General features: G+C 64.7%; 21 protein-coding genes. 12 read left to right on the top strand and 9 right to left on the bottom strand.

Annotated elements, in window-relative coordinates; genetic code table 11:
- Positions 1-5: 5 nt before the first annotated feature.
- Positions 6-812, bottom strand: coding sequence for a class I SAM-dependent methyltransferase (locus KUF59_RS38330; protein ID WP_212461980.1), 807 nt, complete (start codon positions 810-812; stop codon positions 6-8).
- A gap of 169 nt (positions 813-981) precedes the next feature.
- Between KUF59_RS38330 and KUF59_RS38335 the strand changes: the two genes are divergently transcribed.
- On the top strand, positions 982-1,827 hold the full coding sequence (locus KUF59_RS38335) for a metal-dependent phosphohydrolase (RefSeq protein ID WP_212461979.1): 846 nt from the start codon (positions 982-984) through the stop codon (positions 1,825-1,827).
- A 3-nt stretch (positions 1,828-1,830) separates the two neighbouring features.
- Here the strand turns inward: KUF59_RS38335 and KUF59_RS38340 are convergent, their stop codons facing one another.
- From KUF59_RS38340 to KUF59_RS38350, 3 genes are all read right to left on the bottom strand, one after another.
- A complete protein-coding gene (locus KUF59_RS38340; RefSeq protein ID WP_212461978.1) occupies positions 1,831-2,091 on the bottom strand; it encodes a hypothetical protein in 261 nt (86 codons plus the stop codon).
- 96 nt (positions 2,092-2,187) lie between these two features.
- Positions 2,188-3,300, bottom strand: coding sequence for a M48 family metallopeptidase (locus KUF59_RS38345; protein ID WP_212461977.1), 1,113 nt, complete (start codon positions 3,298-3,300; stop codon positions 2,188-2,190).
- Between the two features lie 3 nt (positions 3,301-3,303).
- The gene (locus tag KUF59_RS38350; protein WP_212461976.1) at positions 3,304-4,428 is read right to left on the bottom strand and encodes a DUF898 family protein; all 1,125 of its coding nucleotides are present in this window, start codon (positions 4,426-4,428) and stop codon (positions 3,304-3,306) included.
- 325 nt (positions 4,429-4,753) lie between these two features.
- Here KUF59_RS38350 and KUF59_RS38355 point away from each other — a divergent pair, with 325 nt between their 5' ends.
- The 3 genes from KUF59_RS38355 (at position 4,754) to KUF59_RS38365 (ending at position 7,819) form a co-directional block, all read left to right on the top strand.
- On the top strand, positions 4,754-6,019 hold the full coding sequence (locus KUF59_RS38355; protein WP_212461975.1) for a cytochrome P450: 1,266 nt from the start codon (positions 4,754-4,756) through the stop codon (positions 6,017-6,019).
- An 88-nt stretch (positions 6,020-6,107) separates the two neighbouring features.
- The gene (locus tag KUF59_RS38360; RefSeq protein ID WP_212461974.1) at positions 6,108-7,382 is read left to right on the top strand and encodes a cytochrome P450; all 1,275 of its coding nucleotides are present in this window, start codon (positions 6,108-6,110) and stop codon (positions 7,380-7,382) included.
- A 5-nt stretch (positions 7,383-7,387) separates the two neighbouring features.
- Positions 7,388-7,819, top strand: a complete 432-nt coding sequence (locus tag KUF59_RS38365; protein ID WP_212461973.1) for a PaaI family thioesterase — start codon at positions 7,388-7,390, stop codon at positions 7,817-7,819.
- 115 nt (positions 7,820-7,934) lie between these two features.
- Here the strand turns inward: KUF59_RS38365 and KUF59_RS38370 are convergent, their stop codons facing one another.
- Positions 7,935-8,855 (bottom strand): LysR substrate-binding domain-containing protein, encoded by a 921-nt coding sequence (locus KUF59_RS38370; RefSeq protein ID WP_212461972.1) that lies wholly within the window; start codon positions 8,853-8,855, stop codon positions 7,935-7,937.
- Between the two features lie 125 nt (positions 8,856-8,980).
- Here KUF59_RS38370 and KUF59_RS38375 point away from each other — a divergent pair, with 125 nt between their 5' ends.
- The 3 genes from KUF59_RS38375 to KUF59_RS38385 are packed head-to-tail and all read left to right on the top strand — an operon-like array spanning position 8,981 to position 12,143.
- Complete coding sequence (locus KUF59_RS38375; RefSeq protein ID WP_212461971.1) at positions 8,981-10,153, top strand: acyl-CoA dehydrogenase family protein; 1,173 nt, start codon at positions 8,981-8,983, stop codon at positions 10,151-10,153.
- Positions 10,154-10,162: 9 nt separating this feature from the next.
- Complete coding sequence (locus KUF59_RS38380) at positions 10,163-11,266, top strand: CaiB/BaiF CoA transferase family protein (protein ID WP_212461970.1); 1,104 nt, start codon at positions 10,163-10,165, stop codon at positions 11,264-11,266.
- A gap of 25 nt (positions 11,267-11,291) precedes the next feature.
- Positions 11,292-12,143: an HTD2 family dehydratase gene (locus KUF59_RS38385; protein WP_212461969.1), complete on the top strand. Its 852-nt coding sequence runs from the start codon at positions 11,292-11,294 to the stop codon at positions 12,141-12,143.
- A 126-nt stretch (positions 12,144-12,269) separates the two neighbouring features.
- Here KUF59_RS38385 and KUF59_RS38390 read toward each other — a convergent pair whose 3' ends face one another.
- Positions 12,270-12,788 carry a MarR family winged helix-turn-helix transcriptional regulator gene (locus KUF59_RS38390; protein ID WP_249140825.1) on the bottom strand — a complete coding sequence of 173 codons (519 nt, stop codon included), beginning with the start codon at positions 12,786-12,788 and terminating at the stop codon, positions 12,270-12,272.
- An 83-nt stretch (positions 12,789-12,871) separates the two neighbouring features.
- Between KUF59_RS38390 and KUF59_RS38395 the strand changes: the two genes are divergently transcribed.
- From KUF59_RS38395 to mdlC, 3 genes are all read left to right on the top strand, one after another.
- On the top strand, positions 12,872-13,825 hold the full coding sequence (locus KUF59_RS38395) for an alpha/beta fold hydrolase (RefSeq protein WP_258767911.1): 954 nt from the start codon (positions 12,872-12,874) through the stop codon (positions 13,823-13,825).
- Positions 13,826-13,863: 38 nt separating this feature from the next.
- On the top strand, positions 13,864-15,090 hold the full coding sequence (locus KUF59_RS38400) for an ABC transporter substrate-binding protein (RefSeq protein WP_212461968.1): 1,227 nt from the start codon (positions 13,864-13,866) through the stop codon (positions 15,088-15,090).
- A 161-nt stretch (positions 15,091-15,251) separates the two neighbouring features.
- On the top strand, positions 15,252-16,880 hold the full coding sequence (gene mdlC / locus KUF59_RS38405) for a benzoylformate decarboxylase (protein WP_212461967.1): 1,629 nt from the start codon (positions 15,252-15,254) through the stop codon (positions 16,878-16,880).
- Between the two features lie 74 nt (positions 16,881-16,954).
- On the opposite strand, the gene KUF59_RS38410 is transcribed toward mdlC, so the two are convergent.
- Positions 16,955-17,752, bottom strand: coding sequence for an SDR family oxidoreductase (locus KUF59_RS38410; RefSeq protein WP_212461966.1), 798 nt, complete (start codon positions 17,750-17,752; stop codon positions 16,955-16,957).
- Positions 17,753-17,786: 34 nt separating this feature from the next.
- Positions 17,787-18,482 carry a PAQR family membrane homeostasis protein TrhA gene (gene trhA, locus KUF59_RS38415; RefSeq protein WP_212461965.1) on the bottom strand — a complete coding sequence of 232 codons (696 nt, stop codon included), beginning with the start codon at positions 18,480-18,482 and terminating at the stop codon, positions 17,787-17,789.
- Between the two features lie 183 nt (positions 18,483-18,665).
- Here trhA and KUF59_RS38420 point away from each other — a divergent pair, with 183 nt between their 5' ends.
- Both KUF59_RS38420 and KUF59_RS38425 read left to right on the top strand, forming a co-directional pair.
- Positions 18,666-20,135 (top strand): YcjX family GTP-binding protein, encoded by a 1,470-nt coding sequence (locus KUF59_RS38420; RefSeq protein WP_212461964.1) that lies wholly within the window; start codon positions 18,666-18,668, stop codon positions 20,133-20,135.
- Positions 20,132-21,160, top strand: a complete 1,029-nt coding sequence (locus KUF59_RS38425) for a YcjF family protein (protein WP_212461963.1) — start codon at positions 20,132-20,134, stop codon at positions 21,158-21,160. The genes KUF59_RS38420 and KUF59_RS38425 overlap by 4 nt, the downstream gene beginning before the upstream one ends.
- An 80-nt stretch (positions 21,161-21,240) precedes the next feature.
- On the opposite strand, the gene KUF59_RS38430 is transcribed toward KUF59_RS38425, so the two are convergent.
- The gene (locus KUF59_RS38430) at positions 21,241-22,812 is read right to left on the bottom strand and encodes a glycosyltransferase family 39 protein (RefSeq protein WP_258770075.1); all 1,572 of its coding nucleotides are present in this window, start codon (positions 22,810-22,812) and stop codon (positions 21,241-21,243) included.
- Between the last annotated feature and the right edge of the window lie 174 nt (positions 22,813-22,986).

The following is a 22,986-nucleotide window of genomic DNA, read 5'->3' on the forward strand; positions in this document are numbered from 1 at the left end:
GCAACTCAAATCTTCCGCGCCTTCGTCATCAAAAACTGCTGACGCAGGACGTTTGCAGACGGATCGAAGAACTCCGTGATCAGCGCTTCCAGCTCCGCGCGCAGGCTCTTCAGCTTGTCGGGCTCGTCCTTGTACTGCTGGACGACCTTTATGATCGGTCCGACCGAGGTCTCCATCATGCGCCGGACATGCTGCGGGCTCAGCGCAGACGGCGCCATCAGGTCCATCTCGAACGAGAGGTCCCCGACCTTGCCGGCAAGACGATCCGCAATGATCTTCGGATCACCCCATAACACTGGCGGAGCAACGCCTTCGGGCGGCGGGAGATGGCGTCCGACGAGCGCGAACATGCGGCCGGTGAAGAGATGCGGGGGCCAGGTGGAGAAAGCGATGATTCCACCGGGCTTCAACACGCGCAGCATCTCCGACACCGCGACCTCGGGACGCGGCGCGAACATATGGCCGAACTGGCTGATGACCGCGTCGAACTCGCCGTTGCCATAAGGAAGGTTCTCGGCGTCACCTTCCCTGAAGTCGATGTCCAACGTCGCAAGCGCGGCATTCTCCCGCGCGCGTTCGAGCAGAACCGGCGTGAGGTCGAGCCCCCTCACCTTGGCACCCCTGCGCGCCGCGGTGACCGTGGTCACGCCCGTTCCGCATCCGACATCGAGAACGCTCTGGCCGGCGACAATGCCTGCGAAGTTCACGAGCCTCGCCGCCGGCGGGGTCGTGAACGTCTCCATCGGCGCAAACGTCGACCAGACTTCCTTCTGGATGGACTTGAAGCCGGCAAACGGGTCCTGAGAACTCATGGTACTCTCCCTCTGCTTGAACTGGGCCTCTATGGGACAACGGACGTTGCCGCCAAGGTTCAAGGCCGGCGCGAGCCTACGTTGATTCAGATCAACGGGCAGGCGCGGCACCGATTGCGTAGATTGAGAGCGCCGAATTCCCGACGTGTTACGCTGACGGAATATTGAAATGATCACAGTTCCGGAACTCGTATCGCAAGCCTTGGGCTCGTTTCTCGCCGCAGAAACCAAGGATCGCTTCGGCGCTTCGAATGCCGGCTTGACCGAGCTGCTTCCGTTTGCGGCAAAACTCACCCTGGAGTGCATCGGCAACAGCGACGCCCTGTACCACAACATCGAGCATACGCTGCTGGTGACCCTGGCCGGGCATGACATCCTGACTGGACGCGCGCTGCTCCGGCCGACGACCGCGAACGATTATGCGAATTTCATCCTGGCGTGCCTTACCCATGACATCGGATACGTTCGCGGCGTCGTGCAAGGAGATGACGACGAGTCCTTCATTGCGGATGTCACGGGTGGCAGCATTCACCTTGCTCGAGGAGCGTCCGATGCCGCCCTTGCCCCCTATCATGTGGACCGCTCGAAACTGTTCGTCCTCGAGCGCCTGGACGCGGTCGAACAGCTTGACGCGAGCCGAATTGCCCGAGCGATCGAGTATACCCGCTTTCCCTACTCGATGTCGTCGAACGACAGCCTCATGGAAGAGGAAGGTTTGTTGTTGCGCGCCGCCGACCTGATCGGACAACTCGGCGATCCCAACTATCTGAGAAAGTCGAACGCGCTGTTCTACGAATTCGAGGAGATCGGGCTCAACAAGACGCTCGGCTACGCCACGCCGGCAGACATCGTCTACAAGTATCCGCAATTCTATTGGAACAACGTCGCGCCTCAGATTCAGACGGCGATACGCTATCTCAACGTCACCTCTCGCGGCCGTCACTGGATAGCAAGTCTCTACGGAAACGTGTTCCGGGCAGAGCGTGAAGTGAACTTGTCGGGACCGCAGCCGTAGTCATTACGGCTTATGCCAGGGAGTCCCGGGAGGCGAATTCGTCCTGCCAGTCTCGCTTGCGCCGCCTGTCAGCGCCTCGCCGGGCGCGCGGTCCAGCGGGGGACGAGGTTTGGCAAGGCCCGTCGTACCGGGCGGCGTCTCGTTGTTGGCCGTCCTTGTGTCGACCCGCGCAAGCGTCGAGACAAAGGCGGCCAGTATTGCGATCACCACCGCAATAGCGACAAATCCGATGGTGGTACGGTGGCCATCCCGCTCGCTACTCATGAGGGACCTCCACGCCAGCGTAGCAACGCCGCACGTCCTGGATGGTTCCCGGTCAGCACCCCGCCCCGGCGGCGTCAGCGGATGCGCGAGGCGACGTCAGACCTTCCCACTCGTCCCGCAAATCCCCTTCAGCGCTTTCCATTCCTGCGCCGTCAGCAGCGGCGGACCGCTCGGCGGCTTGTCTTCCTTGGTCATGCGCGCGAGGCGGTCTTCGGTCAGCGGGTGGCTCGCAAGGATGGTGATGCCCTTGCCGCCTTCCTTGCCGGTAATGCGGTACATCAGCTCCGCTGCAGGCTTTGGCGAGCGGCCGAGCGCGTGCATCATCTCGATCGCAAAAGTGTCGGCCGCCTGCTCGGCGTCGCGCGAATAGGAGGCTTCGACCACGCTGCGCGAGGCAAAAATCACGGCGCTGGAGCCGGTGACGTCGCCAAACAACAGGCCGATCAGGAACGAGGTGCCGCCGTTGTAGATCAGGCCGCGCATGTTGTCGTGATGCTTGAGATGGCCGAACTCGTGAGCGAGGATGCCGGCGACCTCGTCCGGATTGTCGGCCCTGTCGAGCAGGCCCTTGAGCATATAGACCTTGCCGCCGGGCAGTGCGAAGGCGTTGGGCACCGGTGTCGGCAGCACCGCCGATTTCACCGAAGCGTCGAGGCCGGCGGCGTCGCGGATGCGGTTCACGAGTTTTGTGAAGGCGGCTTGCCCTTCGGGATCATTGCAGACCCCGCCGCCGAAAATGGCTTTGACCTGGACCTCGGCGGCATCGCCGATCCGCTGTTGCAGCGCTTCTGGCACCAGGGGAGCGAGCCGGTCGGCCGCAAGCGGCATGCCGAAGAGAACGACGGCCACGAGGGAGGCCGCAGCCGCAACCGACCAGCCGACGATCCTTGCCACGCCGCGGCGGCTGGTCTGGTGCTCGTCGAGCCGCGCGCAACGGGCGACGATATCGGCCACAAGCCGCGTGTCGCGAATTTCCAGGCGCGCCAAAGGCGGCGCCGTGAGGCTCGACAGGCGCAGGAGCCCCGCCGGCGAGTCGGCGCGGCGGATATCGGCATAGGTCCAGGAGATCGGCGCTTCGCCGCTCTCAGCGATCTCGAGCTGGTCACCGAGCGCCAGCGTGACCTCGCGGCGGCAGCTGGTCACGCCGTCGAAGAAGATCGCGAGGCGGGCCGGCTGGTCTGCTGCAACTGGTTCAGACAATTCGCTCACGAGCTAGAATCCCGCAACATCGAGCCCGTCGGCAAAACCCTCGCCCAGCGCGCTGGCGAGCTCGCCGCTGGCGCGGACGTTTGCCGCCGTCTCGATGCCATGCACATGCGTCGTTTCCAGCACTTTGACCCAGAGATCGCGCCGGAGATAGACGCGCATGACGATGTTGAATGCAAGCGCCATGGCGAAATAACCGATCACGGTGAGCGCGAGCAGCGGGATGCTGTTGCCAAAACCGTCGGCGCCGATGACGTCCTCGAAGGAGCCGCCGCCGAGCTTGACGACGAAGGCGGTGCAGATGCTCACATAGATCCCGAGCGCCATGGACAGCAGCATGGTCCAGCCGATCACCTTCCAGTACAGGCCATAGAAGGCATCGTGCGGCAGCTTCGATTCCAGGCTGACGCCGCCGATGCGGATGCCGGACAGCCACCAGCGCCACTGCCGCGCCTTGAACTCCGCGTAGAAGAACGGCGCCAGCGGAAAGATGACGATCGCGACCGGGCTGAGCAGCCACAGCCACCAGCCGCGCTTGAAGAACGTCCAGCCGTCGCCGACGAAATCGCCGTTGAGATCGCCGTAATGCGAGTGCTGCATCTTGTAGCGCTCGAGCGAGGCCTCGCGCCACGGCAGCGCCAGACCGAGCGTCAGGAACACGAGCAGACCCCAGAGCATGGCGCGCAGCGAATAGGCCCAGCCGGAGCCGTCCATCCAGAACCGCACGCCGCGCCACACCGTGCGCGTCAGCCGATAGCGCCGCGCGCGGTAGATCGCGAATTGCCCGAACGCGTAGAAGCTGATGAGCAGCGGCGTCGAGGCAAAGCCCTGAAAACGCTCGACCTCGATGGTGACGAGGAAATAGGCGAGATAGATCGGCACCAGGATCGCGAGCGCGAACAGGAAGCCGAGCAGAAGCTCCTTTGCGCGCCCGGTATATTCGGCCGCATCGCCATTGACCGACGTGTTCGACCAGAGGTGCCGGCGGATGTCGGTGACCAGCCAGAACCGGTAGAAGCCGAAGGTAACGAGCTCCAGCGCCGCGCCCTTGGAGACAAGACGGGTGAACTCGCCGCGGTCGCCGGTGAAGTCGACCCGCGCCGGAGGCAGCGGTGGCGGCGAAACTGGCATTGGCGGGCCAACCGGGGCCCATTGAAAATCATTCACGGATCAACCTCGAATGGCACGCGAATCCCGACAAAACTATAGAGATTTGTCGGTTGCCGGGCCATGCCGGTTCGAGTCCGTAGCACCTTACTGTGACCTGCCCAACACTGGACCGCCTGCGTCGCGACTTGGGCCGACGCGGATCTTGGCGCGCAGACGTGATCTGATAAGGCTCGCTGTGGCAAAACTCGCCCTTGCCCCGACGCACGCAAACGGTTGTAATTGCACCCTAAAATACCGCAGCGCAGAATATCGAAGATCGCGCGCGACGTCAGGGAGAGAGCCGGCCATGCATGGCACCATGGAGAGCGCCGCGAAGCTCGACGCGTTGCGCGAGCGCGCGTCGTCACTGCCGCTGGAGCAATTCGATCCCGGCGATCCCGAACTGTTCAGGACCGATACGTTCTGGCCCTATTTCGACCGGCTGCGCCGCGAAGCTCCCGTGCACTACTGCAAGGACTCGATGTTCGGGCCGTATTGGTCGGTGACCAGGTACAACGACATCATGGAGATCGAGACCAATCATTCGGTGTTCTCCTCTGCCTCCTCGCTCGGCGGCATCACCATCCGCGACATCGACCCGGATCTGCGCCGCGAGAGTTTCATTTCCATGGACCCGCCGCGCCACGCTGCACAGCGCAAGACCGTGGCGCCGATGTTCACGCCGACGCATCTGGACGCGCTCGCGGCCAACATCCGCGCCCGCTCGGCCGAGTGCCTGGACAATCTGCCCCGCGGCGAGACGTTCGAATGGGTCGATCGCGTCTCGATCGAGCTCACCACGCAGATGCTCGCGGTGCTGTTCGACTTTCCCTGGGAAGACCGCCGCAAGCTGACGCGCTGGTCGGATGTCGCCACCACGATCCCCGGGCCCGACGGGCTCGTCGCCACCGAGGAGGAGCGGCAGGCCGAGCTGATGGAATGCGCGAACTATTTCGCGCGGCTGTGGAAGGAACGCATCGAACAGCCGCCGAAGAGCGACCTGCTCTCGATGATGGCGCATGGCGCAGCGACGCGCGACATGGATGCCAAGAATTTCCTCGGCAATCTGATCCTGCTCATCGTCGGCGGCAACGACACCACGCGCAACACCATGTCGGGCTCGATCTACGCGCTGAGCCAGCATCCGGACCAGTATCGCAAGCTGCGCGAGAACCCGGCGCTGATCGACAGTTTTGTGCCTGAAGTGATCCGCTGGCAGACGCCGCTCGCCCATATGCGCCGCACCGCGCTCGCCGATTTCGAGTTCCGGGGCAAGCAGATCAAGAAGGGTGACAAGGTCGTGATGTGGTACGTCTCGGGCAACCGCGACGAGGAGGCGATCGAGCGTCCCTACGAATTCATCATTGACCGCGCGCGGCCGCGGACGCATCTGTCATTCGGTTTCGGCATCCATCGTTGTGTGGGCCTGCGGCTCGCCGAACTGCAGCTCAAGATCATCTGGGAAGAGATCTTGAAGCGGTTCGATCATATCGACGTGGTCGGCGAACCCAAGCGGGTCTATTCGAGTTTCGTGAAGGGCTATGAGACCCTGCCGGTGAAGATTGCGGCGTGATCTTATAGCATATAACATTAACGCTTGCGACGACGCCCTCTCCCGCCCGCGCGGCGCGAGGCGAACGAACACACTGGAGCGACCGCCCATGAACATCCAAACGCCGGTCAAGGTGGACAAGGCCGAACGCATGCGCCGCGCCCGCGAGGAGGCCTATGCGACGCCGCTCGACAAATTCCATCCCGGCGCGCCGCGGCTGTTCCAGGACGACACGCTGTGGCCGTGGTTCGAGCGGCTGCGCAAGGAAGAGCCGGTGCACTACTGCACCAATGCCCCCATCGAGCCCTATTGGTCGGTCGTGAAATACAACGACATCATGCATGTCGACACCAATCACGGCCTGTTCTCCTCGGACTCGACGCTCGGCGGCATCTCGATCCGCGACGTGCCCCCAGGCTATGACTACCCGAGCTTCATCGCCATGGACCAGCCCAGGCATTCGGCGCAGCGCAAGACGGTGTCGCCGATGTTCACGCCGACGCATCTGGACGAATTGGCAAAACTGATCCGCCAGCGCTCGCAGACCGTGCTCGACAATCTGCCGCGCAACGAGACCTTCAATTTCGTCGAGCGCGTCTCGATCGAGCTGACGACGCAGATGCTGGCGACGCTGTTCGACTTCCCCTGGGAGGAGCGCCGCAAGCTGACGCGCTGGTCCGACGTCTCCACCGCGCTGCCCAAGAGCGGCATCGTCGCTTCCGCCGAGGAGCGGCGCCGCGAGATGGACGAGTGCTATGCCTACATGTCGAAGCTGTGGAACGAGCGCGTCAATTCCGAGCCGCGCGGCGACCTGTTGTCGCTGATGGCGCATAATCCGGCGACGCGCTACATGGACCCCGACAATCTCATGGGCAACATCATTTTGCTCATCGTCGGCGGCAACGACACCACGCGCAACACCATGAGCGGCTCGGTGCTGGCGCTGAGCGAGAACCCCGAGCAATACGACAAGCTGCGGAACAATCCGGCGCTGATCGACACCATGGTGCCCGAGGTGATCCGCTGGCAGACGCCGCTCGCCCATATGCGCCGCACCGCGCTGCAAGACACCGAGATCGGCGGCAAGCACATCAAGAAGGGCGACCGCGTCGTGATGTGGTACGTCTCCGGCAACCGCGACGAGGAGATGATCGAGAAGCCCAACGAGTTCATCATCGACCGTCCCAGGCCGCGCACGCATCTGTCGTTCGGCTTCGGCATCCACCGCTGCGTCGGCATGCGCCTTGCGGAGCTGCAACTGCGGATCGTCTGGGAGGAGATGCTGAAACGCTTCGACCGCATCGAGGTGGTCGGTGAGCCGAAGCGGATCTATTCCAGCTTCATCAAGGGCTACGAGTCGCTGCCCGTGCGGATCCCGGGCTGAACGCGATGGAGACCAATTCGATCGACATGCTGGCGGATATCATGGCGATGTCCGGCTTCCCGCATTCCGCAGGCATGCGTGTCCTCGCCGCCGAGCCCGGCAAGGTGTCGCTGGCGCTGGCGAAGAAGCCCGAGCTGACACAGTTCTTCGGCCATTTCCATGGCGGCGTGATCACGGGCCTTGCCGACCAGGCCGCCGGTGCGGCGGTCTCTACCGCGCTGCCGAAGGGCCGCATCGCCGTCACAGTGGAGATCAAGATCAACTTCCTCGGCCCCGCCGATGGCGAGGAGATCGTCGCGAACGCCGAAGCGATCCAGGTCGGCGGCTCGATCGCCGTCGCCAAGGTGGAGGTTGTCTCAGAGGCCAAGGGACAGCGGCGCGTCTGCGGCTTCGGCGTCGCCACCATGCGCGCAGTCGATATGCCGGCCCGGCCATGAACGTATCGGGCTATAAAATCCCGGCATGACTGGTCGCAAAAGATGCGAAGGGTCCGCCTCAGGCTTCTGCCTTAAATCGTGTTGAACCTGTTGAAGGAGCGGTCGGTGCGCTCCCTCAGGCCAGCTTGATGTCCCAGACGCCTTCCTTGCGGCAGGCCGCAATTTCCTCGCGCAGCAGTGCAGTGACGGCGGCGGTCGCCGTCGACACCGGGCGGTCGATCGGAGAGGCCACAATGAGCTCGCGTGACATCGGTTTTGAAATCGGCGCGGCCTCGAGCCGCCCGTCGGCAACCTCGCCATGGACCGAGGACGGCGGCAACAGCGCAAAGCCGAGCCCTTCCTCGACCAGGCTCGTGAGCACCCGGAACGAGTCGGCCTCGAGCTTGACGTCGAGCTTGATCTTCTTTTGCGCGGCCGCATGCTCGATCAGCGCGCGGAGCCCGTGCGAATGAGAGGGCAGCACCAGGCGCTGGCGCAGCAGCCAGCCGATATCGACGCTCTTCTTGCGCGACAGGCCGCAGCCCCGCGGGCCCACGGCGACGATCTGGTCGCGGCCGAGGCTCTGCGTGGTCAAATGCAGGTCGGCCGAGCGGCCGTAGAGGATCGCAAGATCCATCTCCGCGCGATGCAGCCATTCGACGAGATGGCCGCTGTAGCTTTCGACGATGCGCAGCGAAATGCCGGGATAGGTCTCGACGCAGCGCCGCGCGAAGCGCGCGGAGAGCACGCAGCTGACGGTCGGAACCAGGCCGAGCACCACCTGCCCCGAGGGCGGGCCCTGCGACGACTGGATGTCGTCGCGGATCTGATCGATCTGGCGGACGATGCCGGAGGTGCGCGCGAGCAGCAGGCGGCCGGCCTCGGTCAACACCATGCCGCGGCCGTTGCGCGTGAACAGCTCCGCGCGCAGTTCATGCTCCAACAGCTTGATCTGACGGCTCAGCGCAGGCTGCGCGACGCGCAACGTATCCGACGCCTTGCTCAGGCTGCCGAGCTCCGCGACGCAACTGAAGGTCCTGAGCTGACGGAAATCCATGCTTGCCAGTCTTCGAACGCTACTCCATACGCTATAACAAATGAGCATAGGGGGCTGGCGTTGTCCAGACAGCGCCGGCGAAGCGGCAGGTGCTATCCTTCTCTCCGCACCCAACGGGAAACGCCATGACGCAAGAACAACATCAACCCGAGGACGATCACGCCGACATCCGCGACGCCGTCGCAAAGCTCTGCGCGCAGTTTCCCGGCGAGTACTGGCGCAAGCTCGATCGCCAGATGACCTATCCGAAGGAGTTCGTCGACGCGCTGACCGAGGCCGGCTACCTCTCGGTGCTGATCCCCGAGGAATATGGCGGCGCGGGGCTGAAACTGTCGGCGGCCGCAGCCATCCTCGAAGAGATCCAGCGCGCTGGCTGCAACGGCGGCGGCTGCCACGCCCAGATGTACACCATGGGCACCGTGCTGCGGCACGGTAATGACGCGCAGAAGGCAAAATACCTGCCGAAGGTCGCGACCGGCGAATTGCGCCTGCAGGCCTTTGGCGTCACCGAGCCGACCAGCGGCACCGACACCTCCTCGCTCAAGACGGTGGCACGCCGCGAGGGCGACCACTACGTCGTCAACGGCCAGAAGATCTGGACCAGCCGCGCCGAGCACTCCGACCTGATGATTTTGCTGGCGCGCACCACGCCGAAGGAGAAGGCGAAGAAGCGCACCGATGGTCTCTCGGTGTTCATCGTCGACATGCGCGAGGCCCGCGGCAACGGGCTGGAGATCCGCCCGATCCGCACCATGATGAACCACGCCACCACGGAAGTGTTCTTTACGGACATGAAGGTGCCCGCAGAGAATTTGATCGGCGATGAGGGCAAGGGTTTTCGCTACATCCTCTCCGGCATGAATGCCGAGCGCATTCTGATCGCCGCGGAATGCGTCGGCGACGCAAAGTGGTTCATTGCGAAGGCGTCGAACTACGCCAAGGAGCGCGTCGTGTTCGGCCGCCCCATCGGCCAGAATCAAGGCATCCAGTTCCCGATCGCAAAGGCTTACGCCTCGATGCGCGCGGCCGAGCTGATGGTGAAGGAAGCCACCCGCAAATACGAAGCCGGCCTCGACTGCGGTGCGGAAGCCAACATGGCAAAAATGCTGGCGGCGGACGCCTCCTTCGAGGCGGCCAACGCCTGCATCCAGACCCATGGCGGCTTTGGCTTCGCCGAGGAATATGACGTCGAGCGTAAATTCCGCGAGACGCGGCTCTATCAGGTGGCGCCGATCTCGACCAACCTCGTGCTGTCCTTCATTGCCGAGCACGTGCTCGGCATGCCCCGTTCGTACTGAGGTCTTGCCATGGGAGCACTTGACGGGATCCGGGTGATTGCGGTCGAGCAAGCGGTCGCAGCCCCCTTCTGCTCCTCGCGCCTGGCGGATGCCGGCGCCGAGGTCATCAAGATCGAGCGGCCCGAAGGCGATTTCGCCCGCGGCTATGACGCGGCGGCCAAGGGACAGAGCAGCTATTTTGTCTGGCTGAACCGCGGCAAGCAGTCCGCGGTGGTCGATCTCGCCACCAAGGAAGGGCGCGCCGAGCTGGAGAAGCTGATCGCCAGCGCTGACGTTCTGATCCAGAACCTCAAGCCGGGCTCGATGGACAAGCTCGGTTTTTCGCGCGAGCGGCTTCTGAAGGACTATCCAAAACTGATTTCCTGCACCATCACCGGCTATGGCGACGAAGGGCCCTACGCGCATCGCAAGGCTTATGACCTCCTGATCCAGGCCGAGAGCGGGCTTGCCTCGATCACCGGCAATCCCGACGGCGCCTCGCGCGTCGGCATGTCGATCGTTGATGTCGCGACCGGCGCCACCGCGCATGCCGCGATCCTGGAAGCGCTGATCGGACGCGGACGCACCGGCAAGGGCGCCGACATCCGCATCTCCATGTTCGACGTGATGGCCGACTGGTGCACCGTGCCGCTGCTCAATGCCGAGGCCGGCAATCCGCCCAAGCGCATGGGCCTACGCCATCCCTCGATCGCGCCTTACGGCGTGTTCACCTCCAGGGACGGCAAGGACATTTTGATCTCGATCCAGAGCGAGCGCGAGTGGAAGACGCTGTGCGCCGAGGTGCTGGACCAACCCAATCTGCCCGCCGATCCGCGCGTCGCCAACATGGTCGAGCGCGTGCGCAACCGCGACTTCACCGACAAGACGGTCGCGGACAGCTTTGGCAAGATGACGCGCAATGAGCTCTTGAAGCGGCTGTCGGACGCCGACATTGCGTTTGCCGAGGTCAACACCATGGAAGATCTCACCAGCCATCCGCATCTGCGCCGCATCGAGGTCGACACGCCGAACGGCCGTGTCAGCTATCCCGCGCCGGCGCCGATCATCGTCGGCGAAACGCGTGCCTACGGCGCGGTGCCCGCGATTGGCGAACGGCCCAAGAAGCAGCCATAAGAAGTCATAACAAGGGCGAGGCGTCATGACCGAGAAGCTCGACATCGACCATTTGCGGCAATGGATCGGCCGCACCCAGGAGGCGACCGACACCGTTACCGCGCAACTCGTTAGGGGATTGCGCGCAACGCTGTTCCAGGACGTCGGCGAGCCCAAAACGGGCGACGCGGCACCGTTCACCGCGCACTGGTGCCTAGCGCAGCCGGTGTTTCCGATGTCGATGCTCGGCCCTGACGGACATCCGACCCGCGGCGGGTTCTTGCCGCCGGTGCCGCTGCCGCGCCGGATGTGGGCCGGCGGCGAGATCGAATTCTTGGAGCCGTTGCGCGTTGGCGACGACTCGACGCGGACCTCGCGCATTGCCGACGTCACGGTGAAGACCGGCTCGACCGGCACGCTGTGCTTCGTCGCGGTCGAGCACACCATCACCTCTCCGCGCGGCGTCGCAATCCGCGAGCGGCAGGACATCGTCTATCGCGAGATGACGAGCGCGCCGGCTACAGCGCCGGCGAAGGCACCGGCTCCGCCACCTAAGGCGCAGCATCGCGAGAGCCACGTTTCCGATGCCGTATTGTTGTTCCGCTACTCGGCGCTGACCTTCAACGGCCACCGCATCCACTACGACCGCGACTACGTCACCAAGGTCGAGGGCTATCCCGGCCTGATCTTCCACGGACCGTTGCAGGCCGCGCTGATCATCGAGATGGCGGCGAAGCTGCGCGGCAAAGCGCCGAAGAAGTTCACCTATCGCGGCCTGCAGCCGCTGTTCGAGGGGACGGAGTTTTCGGTCAACGCCAACGAGATCGAGGCCGGCATGGAGCTGTGGACGGCGAATGCCGAGGGGCAGCCGACGATGAAGGGCACGGCGGCGTGGTGATAGTCTCGCCGTCATTCCGGGGCGCGAAGCGAACCCGGAATCTCGAGATTCCGGGTTCGATGCTTCGCATCGCCCCGGAATGACGCTAGAGCGTGGTGACCGTCCGGATTACTTCGCGCTCGCCCTTCACAACTCATCGAGCGCCGTCCAATGCGGCACGTGCTCGGCGAGCTTGTCGAGCAGGCCCTCGAACAGCTTGCGTTGGGACGCGCTCAGACATGACAGCATCGCCCGTTCGCGCTCGCGCAGGGCTGGAATGTATTTGGCATAGAGTGCGCGGCCGGCCGGCGTCAGATATAGACGCTGGCGACGATTGTCTTTCCTGTCGACATCGCGACGCAGCAGTTTCTTCTTCTCCAGCGCGATGATCCCGCGGCTGATATTGGCCTTGAGGTGGCCTGAGAACTCGCAGATTTCGCTCGCGGTCACGCCCTCGCGGAAATTCAGGAAGATCAGCGTGACGATCTCCGGGCGGGTGATGCCGAGCTCCATCTCGATCTTCCGGAACGACGGCTCGCGGTAGAAATTCAGGACGTAACCCATCTTGTAGGCGATCCTGATTTCGGTCCCGCCAAGCACGTCCCTGGCGCTGTCCGCGTCCTCAGCAGTATCGGGCTTCGCCGCGCCTTTCTTAGATAGTCTCATATGTGACTTTCTCATTGCCTTCCGGATTGATCTCATCCTAACATCGCGACCGAACAGAACAGAACTCTGGGAGATCGCCGGCTGTGAACAAGGCGGGACCTGTCGCGGCCGCGCGACGGACGCATTTGCTGCGCGCGCAGGGGCCGTCGTGCTTCTACGCGGGCACCGAGGCGCATCCGATCTATGTCGACCACGTGCGGCCAGCAGCGGGCGGGGCGGAGAAAACGCCTGTCGTGATGGTGCATGGCGCGGCCCACACCGGCACCTGCTACATGGCGACGCCCGATCTGCGGCCGGGCTGGGCGCCGCGATTCGCTGGCACGGGCCGGCATGTGTTCGTGCCGGACTGGCCCGGCCATGGCCGCTCGCCGCAGCGGGCGGACTTTCCGACGCTGGGCACGGCCGACGTCGCCAACTCCCTGCTGGCGCTGCTGGAGGAGATCGGCCCCGCGGTGCTGCTCGTGCATTCGGCGAGCGGCCCGATGGCGTGGTGGATGACGGAGCGACGGCCCGATCTGATCCGCGCCGTCGTCGGCATCGCGCCCGGGCCACCTGCGAATCTCCTGAAGGATTTGCCTGACGATCCCGTCGCGGTGGCGGCGCTGCGCGATGATGCCGGCGCCGGCCGGCCGGTCCATGCCGCCGAGGATCGCCCGGTCTGGCTGAACGCCGAATTCGCGGCCGCCTCCTGGACCTACACGCCACGCTTTCCGCAAGATGCGTTCGAGCATTATTTCGCATCCATCGTCGCCGAAAGCCCGCGCATTCTGAACGAGCGCTTCAACATCGGCGGACGCGGCCTCAGGATCGGCGATCCCGACAAGCTCCGCGACCATCGCATTCTGATCGTCACTGGCGAGCTTGATCCGCGCCATCCGCGCGAGGTCGATGCTGCGACCGCAGCCTATCTCGGCGCCGACTTCGTCTGGCTGCCGGACCGCGGCATCACCGGCAACGGCCACATGATGATGATCGAGGACAACAGCGACGATCTCGCAGCACTGATCCTGACCTGGCTCGATGTGGCCGGCTGCTGACACGACCGAAAAATGAATTGGATGTGGAGGAGATGAAGATGAGATCGAACCTGCTCGGCGTGGCCCTGATCGCGCTGATCATTCCCTTCGCCGCGCAAGCCCAGCTCAGCAACGACGTCAGCGGCGACGCCGTGAGGATCGGCGTCCTGACCGATATGGCTGGCGTCACCGCCGATGTCACCGGCAAGGGTTCGCTGGTCGCTGCCGAGATGGCGGTTCGCGAAATCGGCGGCACCGTGCTCGGCAAGCCGGTTCAGGTGATCTCGGCCGATCATCAGCACAAGCCCGACATCGGCACCGGCATTGCCCGCCAATGGTTCGACGTCGAGGGCGTGGATGCGATCGTCGACGTACCGAATTCCGGCGTTGCGCTCGCGATCCAGGGCCTCGCGCGCGAAAAGAAGCGGATCGTGCTCTATTCCGGCGCGGGCACGACGGCACTGACCAACGAGCAATGCTCGCCGTTCGGCGTGCACTGGACCTACGACACCTACGCGGTCTCGCACGGAACGGCCTCCGCGGTCGTCAAGGCCGGCGGCACCTCGTGGTTCTTCCTCGCCGCCGACTATGCCTTCGGCCAGCAGTTGCAGAAGGACGCCAGCAACGTGATCGTGGCGGCCGGCGGCAAGGTGCTGGGCGGCGTCCGCCATCCGCTCAATACACCGGATTTCTCCTCGTTCCTGCTCACCGCGCAGTCTTCCGGCGCCAAGGTCATCGGCGTTGCCAATGCTGGTAATGACACCATCAATGCGATGAAGCAGGCCAATGAGTACGGAATCGTGAAGGGCGGGCAAAGTCTTGCGGCCATGATCCTGTTCTTGCAGGACATCCACACGCTGGGCCTGGAAGCCGCACAGGGCACGTATCTGACGACCGCATCCTACTGGGACATGAACGAGGCGACGCGCGCCTGGTCGAAGGAGTTCATGTCGAAGACCGGGATGCCGCCGTCGATGCTGCATGCCGGCGTGTACGGCGCGGTGCGGCATTATCTGAAAGCCGTAACCAAGGCCGGCACGGACGATGCCGAGAAGGTCGCGGCTGCGATGCGTGAGGTCCCGATCGATGATGTGTTCTCGCAGGACGCAAAACTGCGCGAGGACGGGCGCGTGACGCGCACGATGTATCTGGCGCGGGTCAAGAAACCGTCGGAGTCAAAGTATCCCTGGGACTATCTGGAGATAGTGCGCCCGATTCCGCCGGAGGAAACCGTGTGGCCGCTCGCAGAGAGCAAATGCCCACTGGTCAAGGGTACCTCGCGGTAACCTGCTTCGCCCGTATCGCGCTGCCCTCATCTTGACTTCGTCGGGCAATCCATCGAGAGGTGGGTTGCTTTCACCTTTGCTGAAGGGCTAAGGCGGACCAATCGTCGCTCTTGCTCGGCGCAGCGGCGGAACACAAGAAGATCATCAAGGGAGCCGCCCCGATGTCGTCCCGCAAGCCCGCTGCGACAAAGAGCAAGACGGTCACCGTCAAACAGACCACACTCGATCTGCTCCGTGGCTTCGGCATCAAGCGCGTGTTCGGCAATCCCGGATCGACCGAGCTGCCGTTCCTGAGCGACTGGCCTGACGACATCGACTACGTGCTGGCGCTCCAGGAGGCTTCCGCGGTCGGCATGGCCGATGGCTATGCGCAGGCGACCCGCAATGCCGGCTTCGTCAATCTGCATTCGGCGGCGGGCGTCGGCAATGCGCTCGGCAACATCTACACCGCGCACCGCAACCAGACGCCGCTCGTGATCACCGCCGGTCAGCAGGCGCGCTCGATCCTGCCGCTGCAGGCCTTCCTCTATGCCGAGCGCGCCTCAGAATTTCCGCGGCCTTACGTGAAATACAGCGTCGAGCCGGCGCGCGCCGAAGACGTGCCGGCCGCGATCGCGCGCGCCTATTACACCGCGATGCAGCCGCCTTGCGGGCCGACCTTCGTCTCGATTCCGATCGACGACTGGACCCATGCGACCTCGCCGATCGAGGCGCGCAAGGTCAGTCGCGAGATCGGCCCTGACATGGATGCGATGCAGGCGCTGGTGAAGGCGCTCGGCGCGAGCAAGCACCCTGCCCTCATCGTCGGCCCCGGCATTGATCGTGCCGGTGCGGTCGACCTGATGGTGCGCGTTGCCGAGAAGGCCAAGGCGTCGGTCTGGGTCAGCCCGTTTTCGGCGCGCTGTTCGTTCCCCGAGCGTCATCCGCAATTCGCAGGCTTTTTGCACGCCTCGCCGGGCCAGCTCTCGGATGCGCTGCGCCCGCATGACCTCGTCGTCGTGATCGGCGCGCCCGTGTTCACCTTCCATGTCGAAGGCCACGCCGCGATCTTTGATGGCGGCACGACGATCTTCCAGATCACCGACGATCCCGACGCTGCCGCGGTGACGCCGCTCGGCACCAGCATCATTGCGACCATGAAGCTGGCGCTCTCCGCGCTGCTCGGCCTGCTGCCGGACAGCAAACGCGCGGTGCCGAAGGGCCGCACGCTGCCGCCGGCCCCAAGGGCCGCCGATCCGCTGCCGGTCGAATTCTTGCTGCATTCGCTGTCGCAGGCGATGCCGGAGGACGCGGCGCTGGTCGAGGAAGTGCCCTCGCACCGGCCGGCGATGCAAAAGTTCATGCCGATGCGCGGCCAGGACAGTTTTTACACCATGTCGAGCGGCGGCCTCGGCTACTCACTGCCGGCATCGGTCGGCATGGCGCTGGGCCGGCCGAACAACCGCACCGTCTGCCTGATCGGCGACGGCTCGGCGATGTACTCGATCCAGGCGCTGTGGACCGCCGCCCAGCGCAAGCTGCCGCTCACAATCGTCGTCATCAACAATTCCGGCTACGGCGCGATGCGCTCCTTCAGCCAGGTCATGCAGGTGCGCAACGTGCCCGGGCTGGAATTGCCCGGCATCGATTTCGTCAAGCTCGCCGAGAGCATGGGCTGTGATGCGGTGCGCGTGACGAAGGCGGCCGAGCTTGGCGATGCGCTGAAGCGCGCCATGGCGTTCGAGGGGACGAGCCTGGTCGAGGTCGTGGTGGATTCGGCGGTGCCGCTGCTGTACGCGCAGAAGCATTAGGCGACGTACTACACCCTCACAACGTCGTCCTGGCGAAAGCCAGGACGACACCGAAGGTGCGGCGCGGGTGGGCCCTACTTCTTCCCAAACTCTTCCCGCATCTTGGCCTGGATCTTGGCCATGCCGCCGATCCAGCGGTCGTAGTTCTCGGTCTTCTTGCGCATGTAGCCGAGCACCTGAGGGTGCGGCAGGATCAGGAAGGTTTCCTGCTCGATGCCGGCGAGCGCGTCCTTTGCGACCTGCTCGGGCGAGAGATCGCCGTCGCCGGATTGCGGGCCCTTGGGGATCGAGCGCAGCATGTTGGTGTCGACGCCTTGCGGGCAGAGGATCGAGACCTTGATGTTGTCGGCCTTGTGCGAGATCGCGAGGTTTTCGGCAAAGCCGACCGCGCCGTGCTTGGTCGCCGAATAGGCCGGGCTGCCCACCTGTGACAGCAGGCCCGCCGCCGAGATGGTGTTGAGGAAATAGCCGCCGCCCCGCGCCTTCATGCGCGGTACCAGGTGCCGCGCGGCATAGACATGGGCCATGACGTGGATCGCCCAGCTCCGCTGCCAGGGCTCGTCAGAGGAGCCGCCCGCATTCACCGACATCGGATCAAAACCGCCGCCGATGCCGGCATTGGAGCAGAATAGCGCGATGGGCCCGAACTGGCGCTCGGTCTCGTCGATGACGTGCAATATGTCCTTTTCCTGCGCGACATCGCATTTGAAGGCGGCACCGTTCACCTCGGCCGCCACGGCGCGCGCGCCGGCGACCTCCATATCCGCGACCACCACCTTGGCCGCGCCCGCCTTGTGAAAAACTTCGCACAGCGCCCTGCCGATGCCATTGGCGCCGCCTGTGACGACCACGACTTTGCCGGCCACCTGCATCCGACGTCTCCTCTTATACCGCGATTGTTCTTGCTCAGCTCAACACGAGGTCGAGCACCGCAGTATAATGGCACGCCGCGCCGGCCAAGACAAAGCCGTGCCAGATCGCGTTCTGGAAGCGCAGGCGCCGCCAGGCGTGGAAGATCACCCCACAGGTGTAGAGCGCGCCGCCCGCCACCACGAACCACAGCGCCATGGCCGGCAGCGCCTTGACCACGGCGTCGTAGAGCATCATGCCGCTCCACCCCATCGCAAGGTAGATGCCGACCGCGACGCGGTCGAAACGGCCGGGACAGCAAAGCTTCAGCACGATGCCGAGGATCGCGACGCACCATACGCCGGCGAGCAGCGCGAGCGCGAACAGGCTGTCCTTCAGCTCCAGGATGAACGGCGTGTAGGTCGCCGCGATCAAGAGATAGATCGCGGAATGGTCGAAGCGCCGCAGCACCCATTTCGCGCGTGATACCGGCCAGAGATTATAGGTCGCCGACAGCACCAGCATCGACAAGAGGCCGGCGACGTAGATCGAGACCCCGACGACGTTGATGGCGCTGGCATAGATCGCAGTCAGCACCACCAGCACGGTCGCGGCGATGATGCCGGAGAGCACACCGATGGCGTGGACGACGCCGTCGGCGATCAGCTCGGCACGGTCATAATTCCAGCGGAACGCATCCGCCGCAGCGTGCACCGAGGTGGACGCGAATTGTTTCAGTCTGAAAACGGTCATGCCTGCCCACATGCAACAAGGACACATTCAGATATTGGTCTTTGGCAGTTAATGCCACGTTCAACGGCTGGTTCGCCCCAAAACGCGGTGGAAGTATGAAGCTTGATTTTCGTCAGACAGTTGCCACTTTTGTGACTAGTCCATTTTGCCTATTCCGCCGGCACGAGATCCCTCGCCTCCCCCATGGCATTCAGCTTCCAGGATATGGTCGAAGAGGCGCGCCTGTCGGCCCGGGCGCTGCTCGACTATGGCGAGCATTTCTTCAATCCGACCGTCCGGCTCGGCGTCACCGGCCTGTCGCGGGCCGGCAAGACCGTGTTCATCACCGCGCTGATCCACGGCCTGACCCGCGGCGGCCGCTTTCCGGTGTTCGAGGCCTATGCCTCGGGCCGGATCGCGCGCGCCAATCTGGCGCCGCAGCCGGACGACGCCGTGCCGCGCTTTGCCTATGAAAGCCATCTGCGCGCGCTGATCGAGGAGCGGCACTGGCCAAACTCGACCACCGATATCAGCGAGCTCCGCCTGGTGATCGATTACCAGCGCCAGAACGGCGCCGACCGCCGACTTACGCTCGACATCGTCGACTATCCCGGCGAATGGCTGCTCGATCTGCCGCTGCTCCAGAAAAGCTACGAGCAATGGTCGGCGGATAGCCTCGCGCTGTCGCGCGAAGCGCCGCGCGCGCATCTCGCCGTTGACTGGCACGCGCAACTTGCGACCCTGAAGCCGGAAGCGCACGAGGACGAGCAGGCGACACTGACGGCGGCAAAACTGTTCACCGATTACTTGCGCGCCTGCCGCGACGAGCGCTTTGCGATGAGCTTGTTGCCGCCCGGCCGCTTCCTGATGCCCGGCAATCTCGCCGGCTCCCCGGCGCTGACCTTTGCGCCGCTCGATGTCCCCATCGATGGACAGGCACCTGACGGATCGCTATGGGCGATGATGGTGCGGCGCTACGAGGCCTACAAGGACGTCGTGGTGCGGCCGTTCTTCCGCGATCATTTTGCGCGGCTCGACCGTCAGATCGTGCTGGCCGATGCGCTCTCCGCCTTCAACTCCGGTCCCGAAGCGCTGCACGATCTCGAAGCCGCGCTCGCCGGCATTCTGGATTGCTTCAACATCGGGCGCAGCACCATTCTTTCCAGCCTGTTCCGGCCGCGCATCGACCGCATCCTGTTTGCGGCGACCAAGGCCGATCATCTGCATCATTCGAGCCACGACCGCCTCGAGGCCGTGCTGCGCCGAGCGGTGGCAGGGGCGGTGAAGCGGGCCGAGAGCACCGGCGCCGAGATCGACGTCGTGGCGCTCGCCGCGGTGCGCGCCACGCGCGAGGCGCAGGTTTCCCGTGGCCGCGACAAGCTTCCCTCCATCCTGGGAACGCCGGCGGCCGGCGAAAGCGCCGGCGGCGAATTCTTCGACGGCAACACCGAGGTTGCGACCTTTCCGGGCGACCTGCCGGACGATCCCGAAGCGCTGTTCAACGGCAATGCTGCGTTTCGCGGTCTCTCCACGGCGGCCGCCGAGAAGAGCGATTTCCGCTTCCTGCGCTTTCGCCCGCCAAAGCTCGAGCGCGAAGGCGACGGCGAGCCGGCCCTGCCTCACATCCGCCTTGACCGTGCCTTGCAGTTCCTGATCGGAGACAGATTGCAATGAGCGAGCGATCCGAGCCACGGCGGCCGGCGACGTTCCGGCTGGACGATCCCGGCGTCGTCGTGACGGAAGCCGACGAGACCGGCCGCACCTTGCGCGGCACCATCCAGATCACGCCGGAGCCCGATCCGGCGCTGCTCCCCGTTCCCATCCAAACGCGGCTGCCGGCGCGGCGCGGTTTTCCCTGGGGCACGCTGTTCTGGTCGGGCCTTGCGGGGTTGACGCTGCTCGGCGTCGGCCTCGGCGTCGTTCATTTGGTCGAGGATCTGTTCGCGCGCAGCGAAACGCTCGGCTTCGTCGGCCTTGCCTTCGCCTTCGTCACCACGCTGGCACTCGCGGTCGTGATCGGCCGCGAAGCCTTTGGCCTGGCGCGGCTTGCGACCATCGAGAAGCTGCACCAGCGTGCGACTGAAGTCCTCGCGAGCGACGACCGCGCCGAGAGCCGCGCCATCGTGCAGGACCTGCTCAGGATCGCGCACCAGAATCCGCAGCTCGCGCGCGCCCGCGCCGCGCTGCAAAACCATGCCGGCGAGATCATCGACGGCGCCGACATGGTGCGCCTCGCCGAGCGCGAATTGATGGCACCGCTGGACGAGGAAGCGCGGCGACTCGTTTCGACAGCCGCGCAGCGGGTCTCGATCGTCACGGCCGTCTCGCCGCGTGCGCTGATCGACGTGCTGTTCGTGTTCGTCGCCTCGCTCCGCCTGATCCGCCAGTTGGCGCGGCTCTATGGCGGCCGGCCCGGCGCGCTCGGCATGATCCGCCTGCTCCGCCACGTCATCGCGCACCTTGCGATCACCGGCGGCATGGCGGCGAGCGACAGCCTGGTGCAGCAGATGCTCGGCCACGGCATCGCGGCAAAACTGTCGCAGCGCTTGGGAGAAGGCGTGCTCAACGGCCTCTTGACGGCGCGGCTTGGCCTCGCCGCGATCGACGTCACGCGCCCCCTGCCGTTCGCGGCACTGCCGCAGCCAAAACTGTCAGACCTCGCGACGGATTTGCTGCGGAAGAAGGACGACGAGGCGTAATCCTGAATCGTGCCACGCGGCACGCTTCACCCTCCCCTGGAGGGGGAGGGTAAGGGTTCGCGACAGATTCTATGGCTTCGCTAGCTGCGCAAACGGGCGACGGAGAGGAAGGCCAGCACGCGCCATTGAAACAGCGGCGAGTCCTTTGGCGGCGCGAGCTCCGGCGTCCAGCCGGTGAGCTTTTCCAGCGCATAGGTGTCCATGACGAGGCCGCGCCAGCGGCGCTCGACCTTTTCCAGCGGCTCGCGCTTCGCGGGAATCGTCTGCCAGAGCGCCGCGCGGTCGTCGGGCATGCGACCGACATAGATGCCGGCATGGCCGCGGATCCGGTCCATTCCGGGATCGCGAAAGCCCTGGAAGCGGCCGCGCTCGTTGATCTCGATGACGGGCACGCGGTCCCGCAGCAGCCAGCGCAGCATGGCATAGGTGCGGTAGTCCGTGGTCGCGACCCAGGTCGCACCGGTCTTGTCGAGCTGGGCCTCGACGCGCGCGACGACCTGCTCGTAGCCGGCTTCGCCGCCGATCGGATCGATCTTGCCGAGCAGATTGAACGGCGCGACCACGTAATAGAGAAACACGACGACGACGAAGGCGATGCCGGTCGTGACGGCCGTGTTGGCCCAGAACATCGTCGACTTGATCATCCAGGCCGGCCAGCCCTCGCGCGGCAGGATCGCGATGTTGATGGCGGCGGCGGCAAAGCCGACCGGCCACATGAACATCGGCCAGGTGTCGCCGACCCGCAGCGTCAGCGATTTCCAGAGGAAATAGAGGAACGGCACCAGCACCGCTGTCGACAGCAGGATGGCGACCGGCTCGCGCGCGCGATAGCCGCGCCATGCCGTCAGCGTCAGGCCGGACAGCACCACCGGCAGCATGACGAAACCGACCAGCCCAAATTGCAGGCCGATATAATCGCCGACCGTGCGCCATGAGAAATCGTAATCGGCGGTCGCGCGCACGAGCTGGAAGCGGAACGTGGCCCAATCATGCTGCGCGTTCCAGATCAGCACGGGCGAGAACACGACGATCGCGATCAGCGCCGCGAGCCAGGGATAGGGACTGCGCAGCCAGCGCCAACGCCAGTCGGGCACCAGCGCAAAGGCAAGGACCGCGGGCGCGAACATGATCGCGGTGAATTTTGCGAGCAGCGAGAGTCCTGCGAACAATCCGGCGAGCAACCACCAGCGGCCGTCGCCGCTCTGCGACAGAAGCACCAGCGACCAGATCATCGCGACCGCAAACGGGATCATCGCGATGTCGGGCGACACTTTTGACATCAACAGGCCGTAATAGAGCGCGGCCTCCGGCATCAGCACCGCAAACACGATCGCACGCACGTCATGCGTGACGCGGCGGACGATATCGGCGAGCAGGAGCTGCGTCACCAGCATCGCCACGATGCCACCGAAGCGGACGCCGAGCGTGGTGTCGCCAAAAATCGCGGTGCCAAAGCGGATGAACCAGGCGATGCCAGGCGGATGATCGAGGAAGCTCAGCACGCTCTCCTTCGACCAGGTCCAGTAATAGGCCTCGTCGGTGCGCAGCTCGATGACGCTGGCATAAACGATACGCAGCAGCGTCATCGCGGCGATCACGGCTGCCGCCAGGATGAGCGACCGCCGTGCGGCGTGGTCGGGCTTGGCTGTCATGTCGGGGGCTGTCGTCACGGGCGGCTTTTCCCCGACTTGGGGGGTGGAGTCAATGTGGGCGGCGTCTTGCTCCGCCGTCGTCCCGGATCGGCGCCACACCAACGCTTGCGCGTTGTCCTGGCTTGTCCGGGACGACAGAGTGTGCGGCGGCATGCCGCGCAAGTGATCGCACAC

The sequence above is a fragment of the Bradyrhizobium arachidis genome (genome assembly GCF_024758505.1).
In the GTDB taxonomy this organism is placed as follows: domain Bacteria; phylum Pseudomonadota; class Alphaproteobacteria; order Rhizobiales; family Xanthobacteraceae; genus Bradyrhizobium; species Bradyrhizobium manausense_C.

What these genes read in the sequence shown, in the direction of transcription:
- KUF59_RS38330 (WP_212461980.1), bottom strand. Translation starts at nt 812, where the DNA reads ATGAGTTCTCAGGACCCGTTTGCCGGCTTCAAGTCCATCCAGAAGGAA.
- KUF59_RS38335 (WP_212461979.1), top strand. Translation starts at nt 982, where the DNA reads ATGATCACAGTTCCGGAACTCGTATCGCAAGCCTTGGGCTCGTTTCTC.
- KUF59_RS38340 (WP_212461978.1), bottom strand. Translation starts at nt 2,091, where the DNA reads ATGAGTAGCGAGCGGGATGGCCACCGTACCACCATCGGATTTGTCGCT.
- KUF59_RS38350 (WP_212461976.1), bottom strand. Translation starts at nt 4,428, where the DNA reads ATGCCAGTTTCGCCGCCACCGCTGCCTCCGGCGCGGGTCGACTTCACC.
- KUF59_RS38355 (WP_212461975.1), top strand. Translation starts at nt 4,754, where the DNA reads ATGCATGGCACCATGGAGAGCGCCGCGAAGCTCGACGCGTTGCGCGAG.
- KUF59_RS38360 (WP_212461974.1), top strand. Translation starts at nt 6,108, where the DNA reads ATGAACATCCAAACGCCGGTCAAGGTGGACAAGGCCGAACGCATGCGC.
- KUF59_RS38365 (WP_212461973.1), top strand. Translation starts at nt 7,388, where the DNA reads ATGGAGACCAATTCGATCGACATGCTGGCGGATATCATGGCGATGTCC.
- KUF59_RS38370 (WP_212461972.1), bottom strand. Translation starts at nt 8,855, where the DNA reads ATGGATTTCCGTCAGCTCAGGACCTTCAGTTGCGTCGCGGAGCTCGGC.
- KUF59_RS38375 (WP_212461971.1), top strand. Translation starts at nt 8,981, where the DNA reads ATGACGCAAGAACAACATCAACCCGAGGACGATCACGCCGACATCCGC.
- KUF59_RS38380 (WP_212461970.1), top strand. Translation starts at nt 10,163, where the DNA reads ATGGGAGCACTTGACGGGATCCGGGTGATTGCGGTCGAGCAAGCGGTC.
- KUF59_RS38385 (WP_212461969.1), top strand. Translation starts at nt 11,292, where the DNA reads ATGACCGAGAAGCTCGACATCGACCATTTGCGGCAATGGATCGGCCGC.
- KUF59_RS38390 (WP_249140825.1), bottom strand. Translation starts at nt 12,788, where the DNA reads ATGAGACTATCTAAGAAAGGCGCGGCGAAGCCCGATACTGCTGAGGAC.
- KUF59_RS38400 (WP_212461968.1), top strand. Translation starts at nt 13,864, where the DNA reads ATGAGATCGAACCTGCTCGGCGTGGCCCTGATCGCGCTGATCATTCCC.
- mdlC (WP_212461967.1), top strand. Translation starts at nt 15,252, where the DNA reads ATGTCGTCCCGCAAGCCCGCTGCGACAAAGAGCAAGACGGTCACCGTC.
- KUF59_RS38410 (WP_212461966.1), bottom strand. Translation starts at nt 17,752, where the DNA reads ATGCAGGTGGCCGGCAAAGTCGTGGTCGTCACAGGCGGCGCCAATGGC.
- trhA (WP_212461965.1), bottom strand. Translation starts at nt 18,482, where the DNA reads ATGACCGTTTTCAGACTGAAACAATTCGCGTCCACCTCGGTGCACGCT.
- KUF59_RS38420 (WP_212461964.1), top strand. Translation starts at nt 18,666, where the DNA reads ATGGCATTCAGCTTCCAGGATATGGTCGAAGAGGCGCGCCTGTCGGCC.
- KUF59_RS38425 (WP_212461963.1), top strand. Translation starts at nt 20,132, where the DNA reads ATGAGCGAGCGATCCGAGCCACGGCGGCCGGCGACGTTCCGGCTGGAC.
- KUF59_RS38430 (WP_258770075.1), bottom strand. Translation starts at nt 22,812, where the DNA reads ATGACAGCCAAGCCCGACCACGCCGCACGGCGGTCGCTCATCCTGGCG.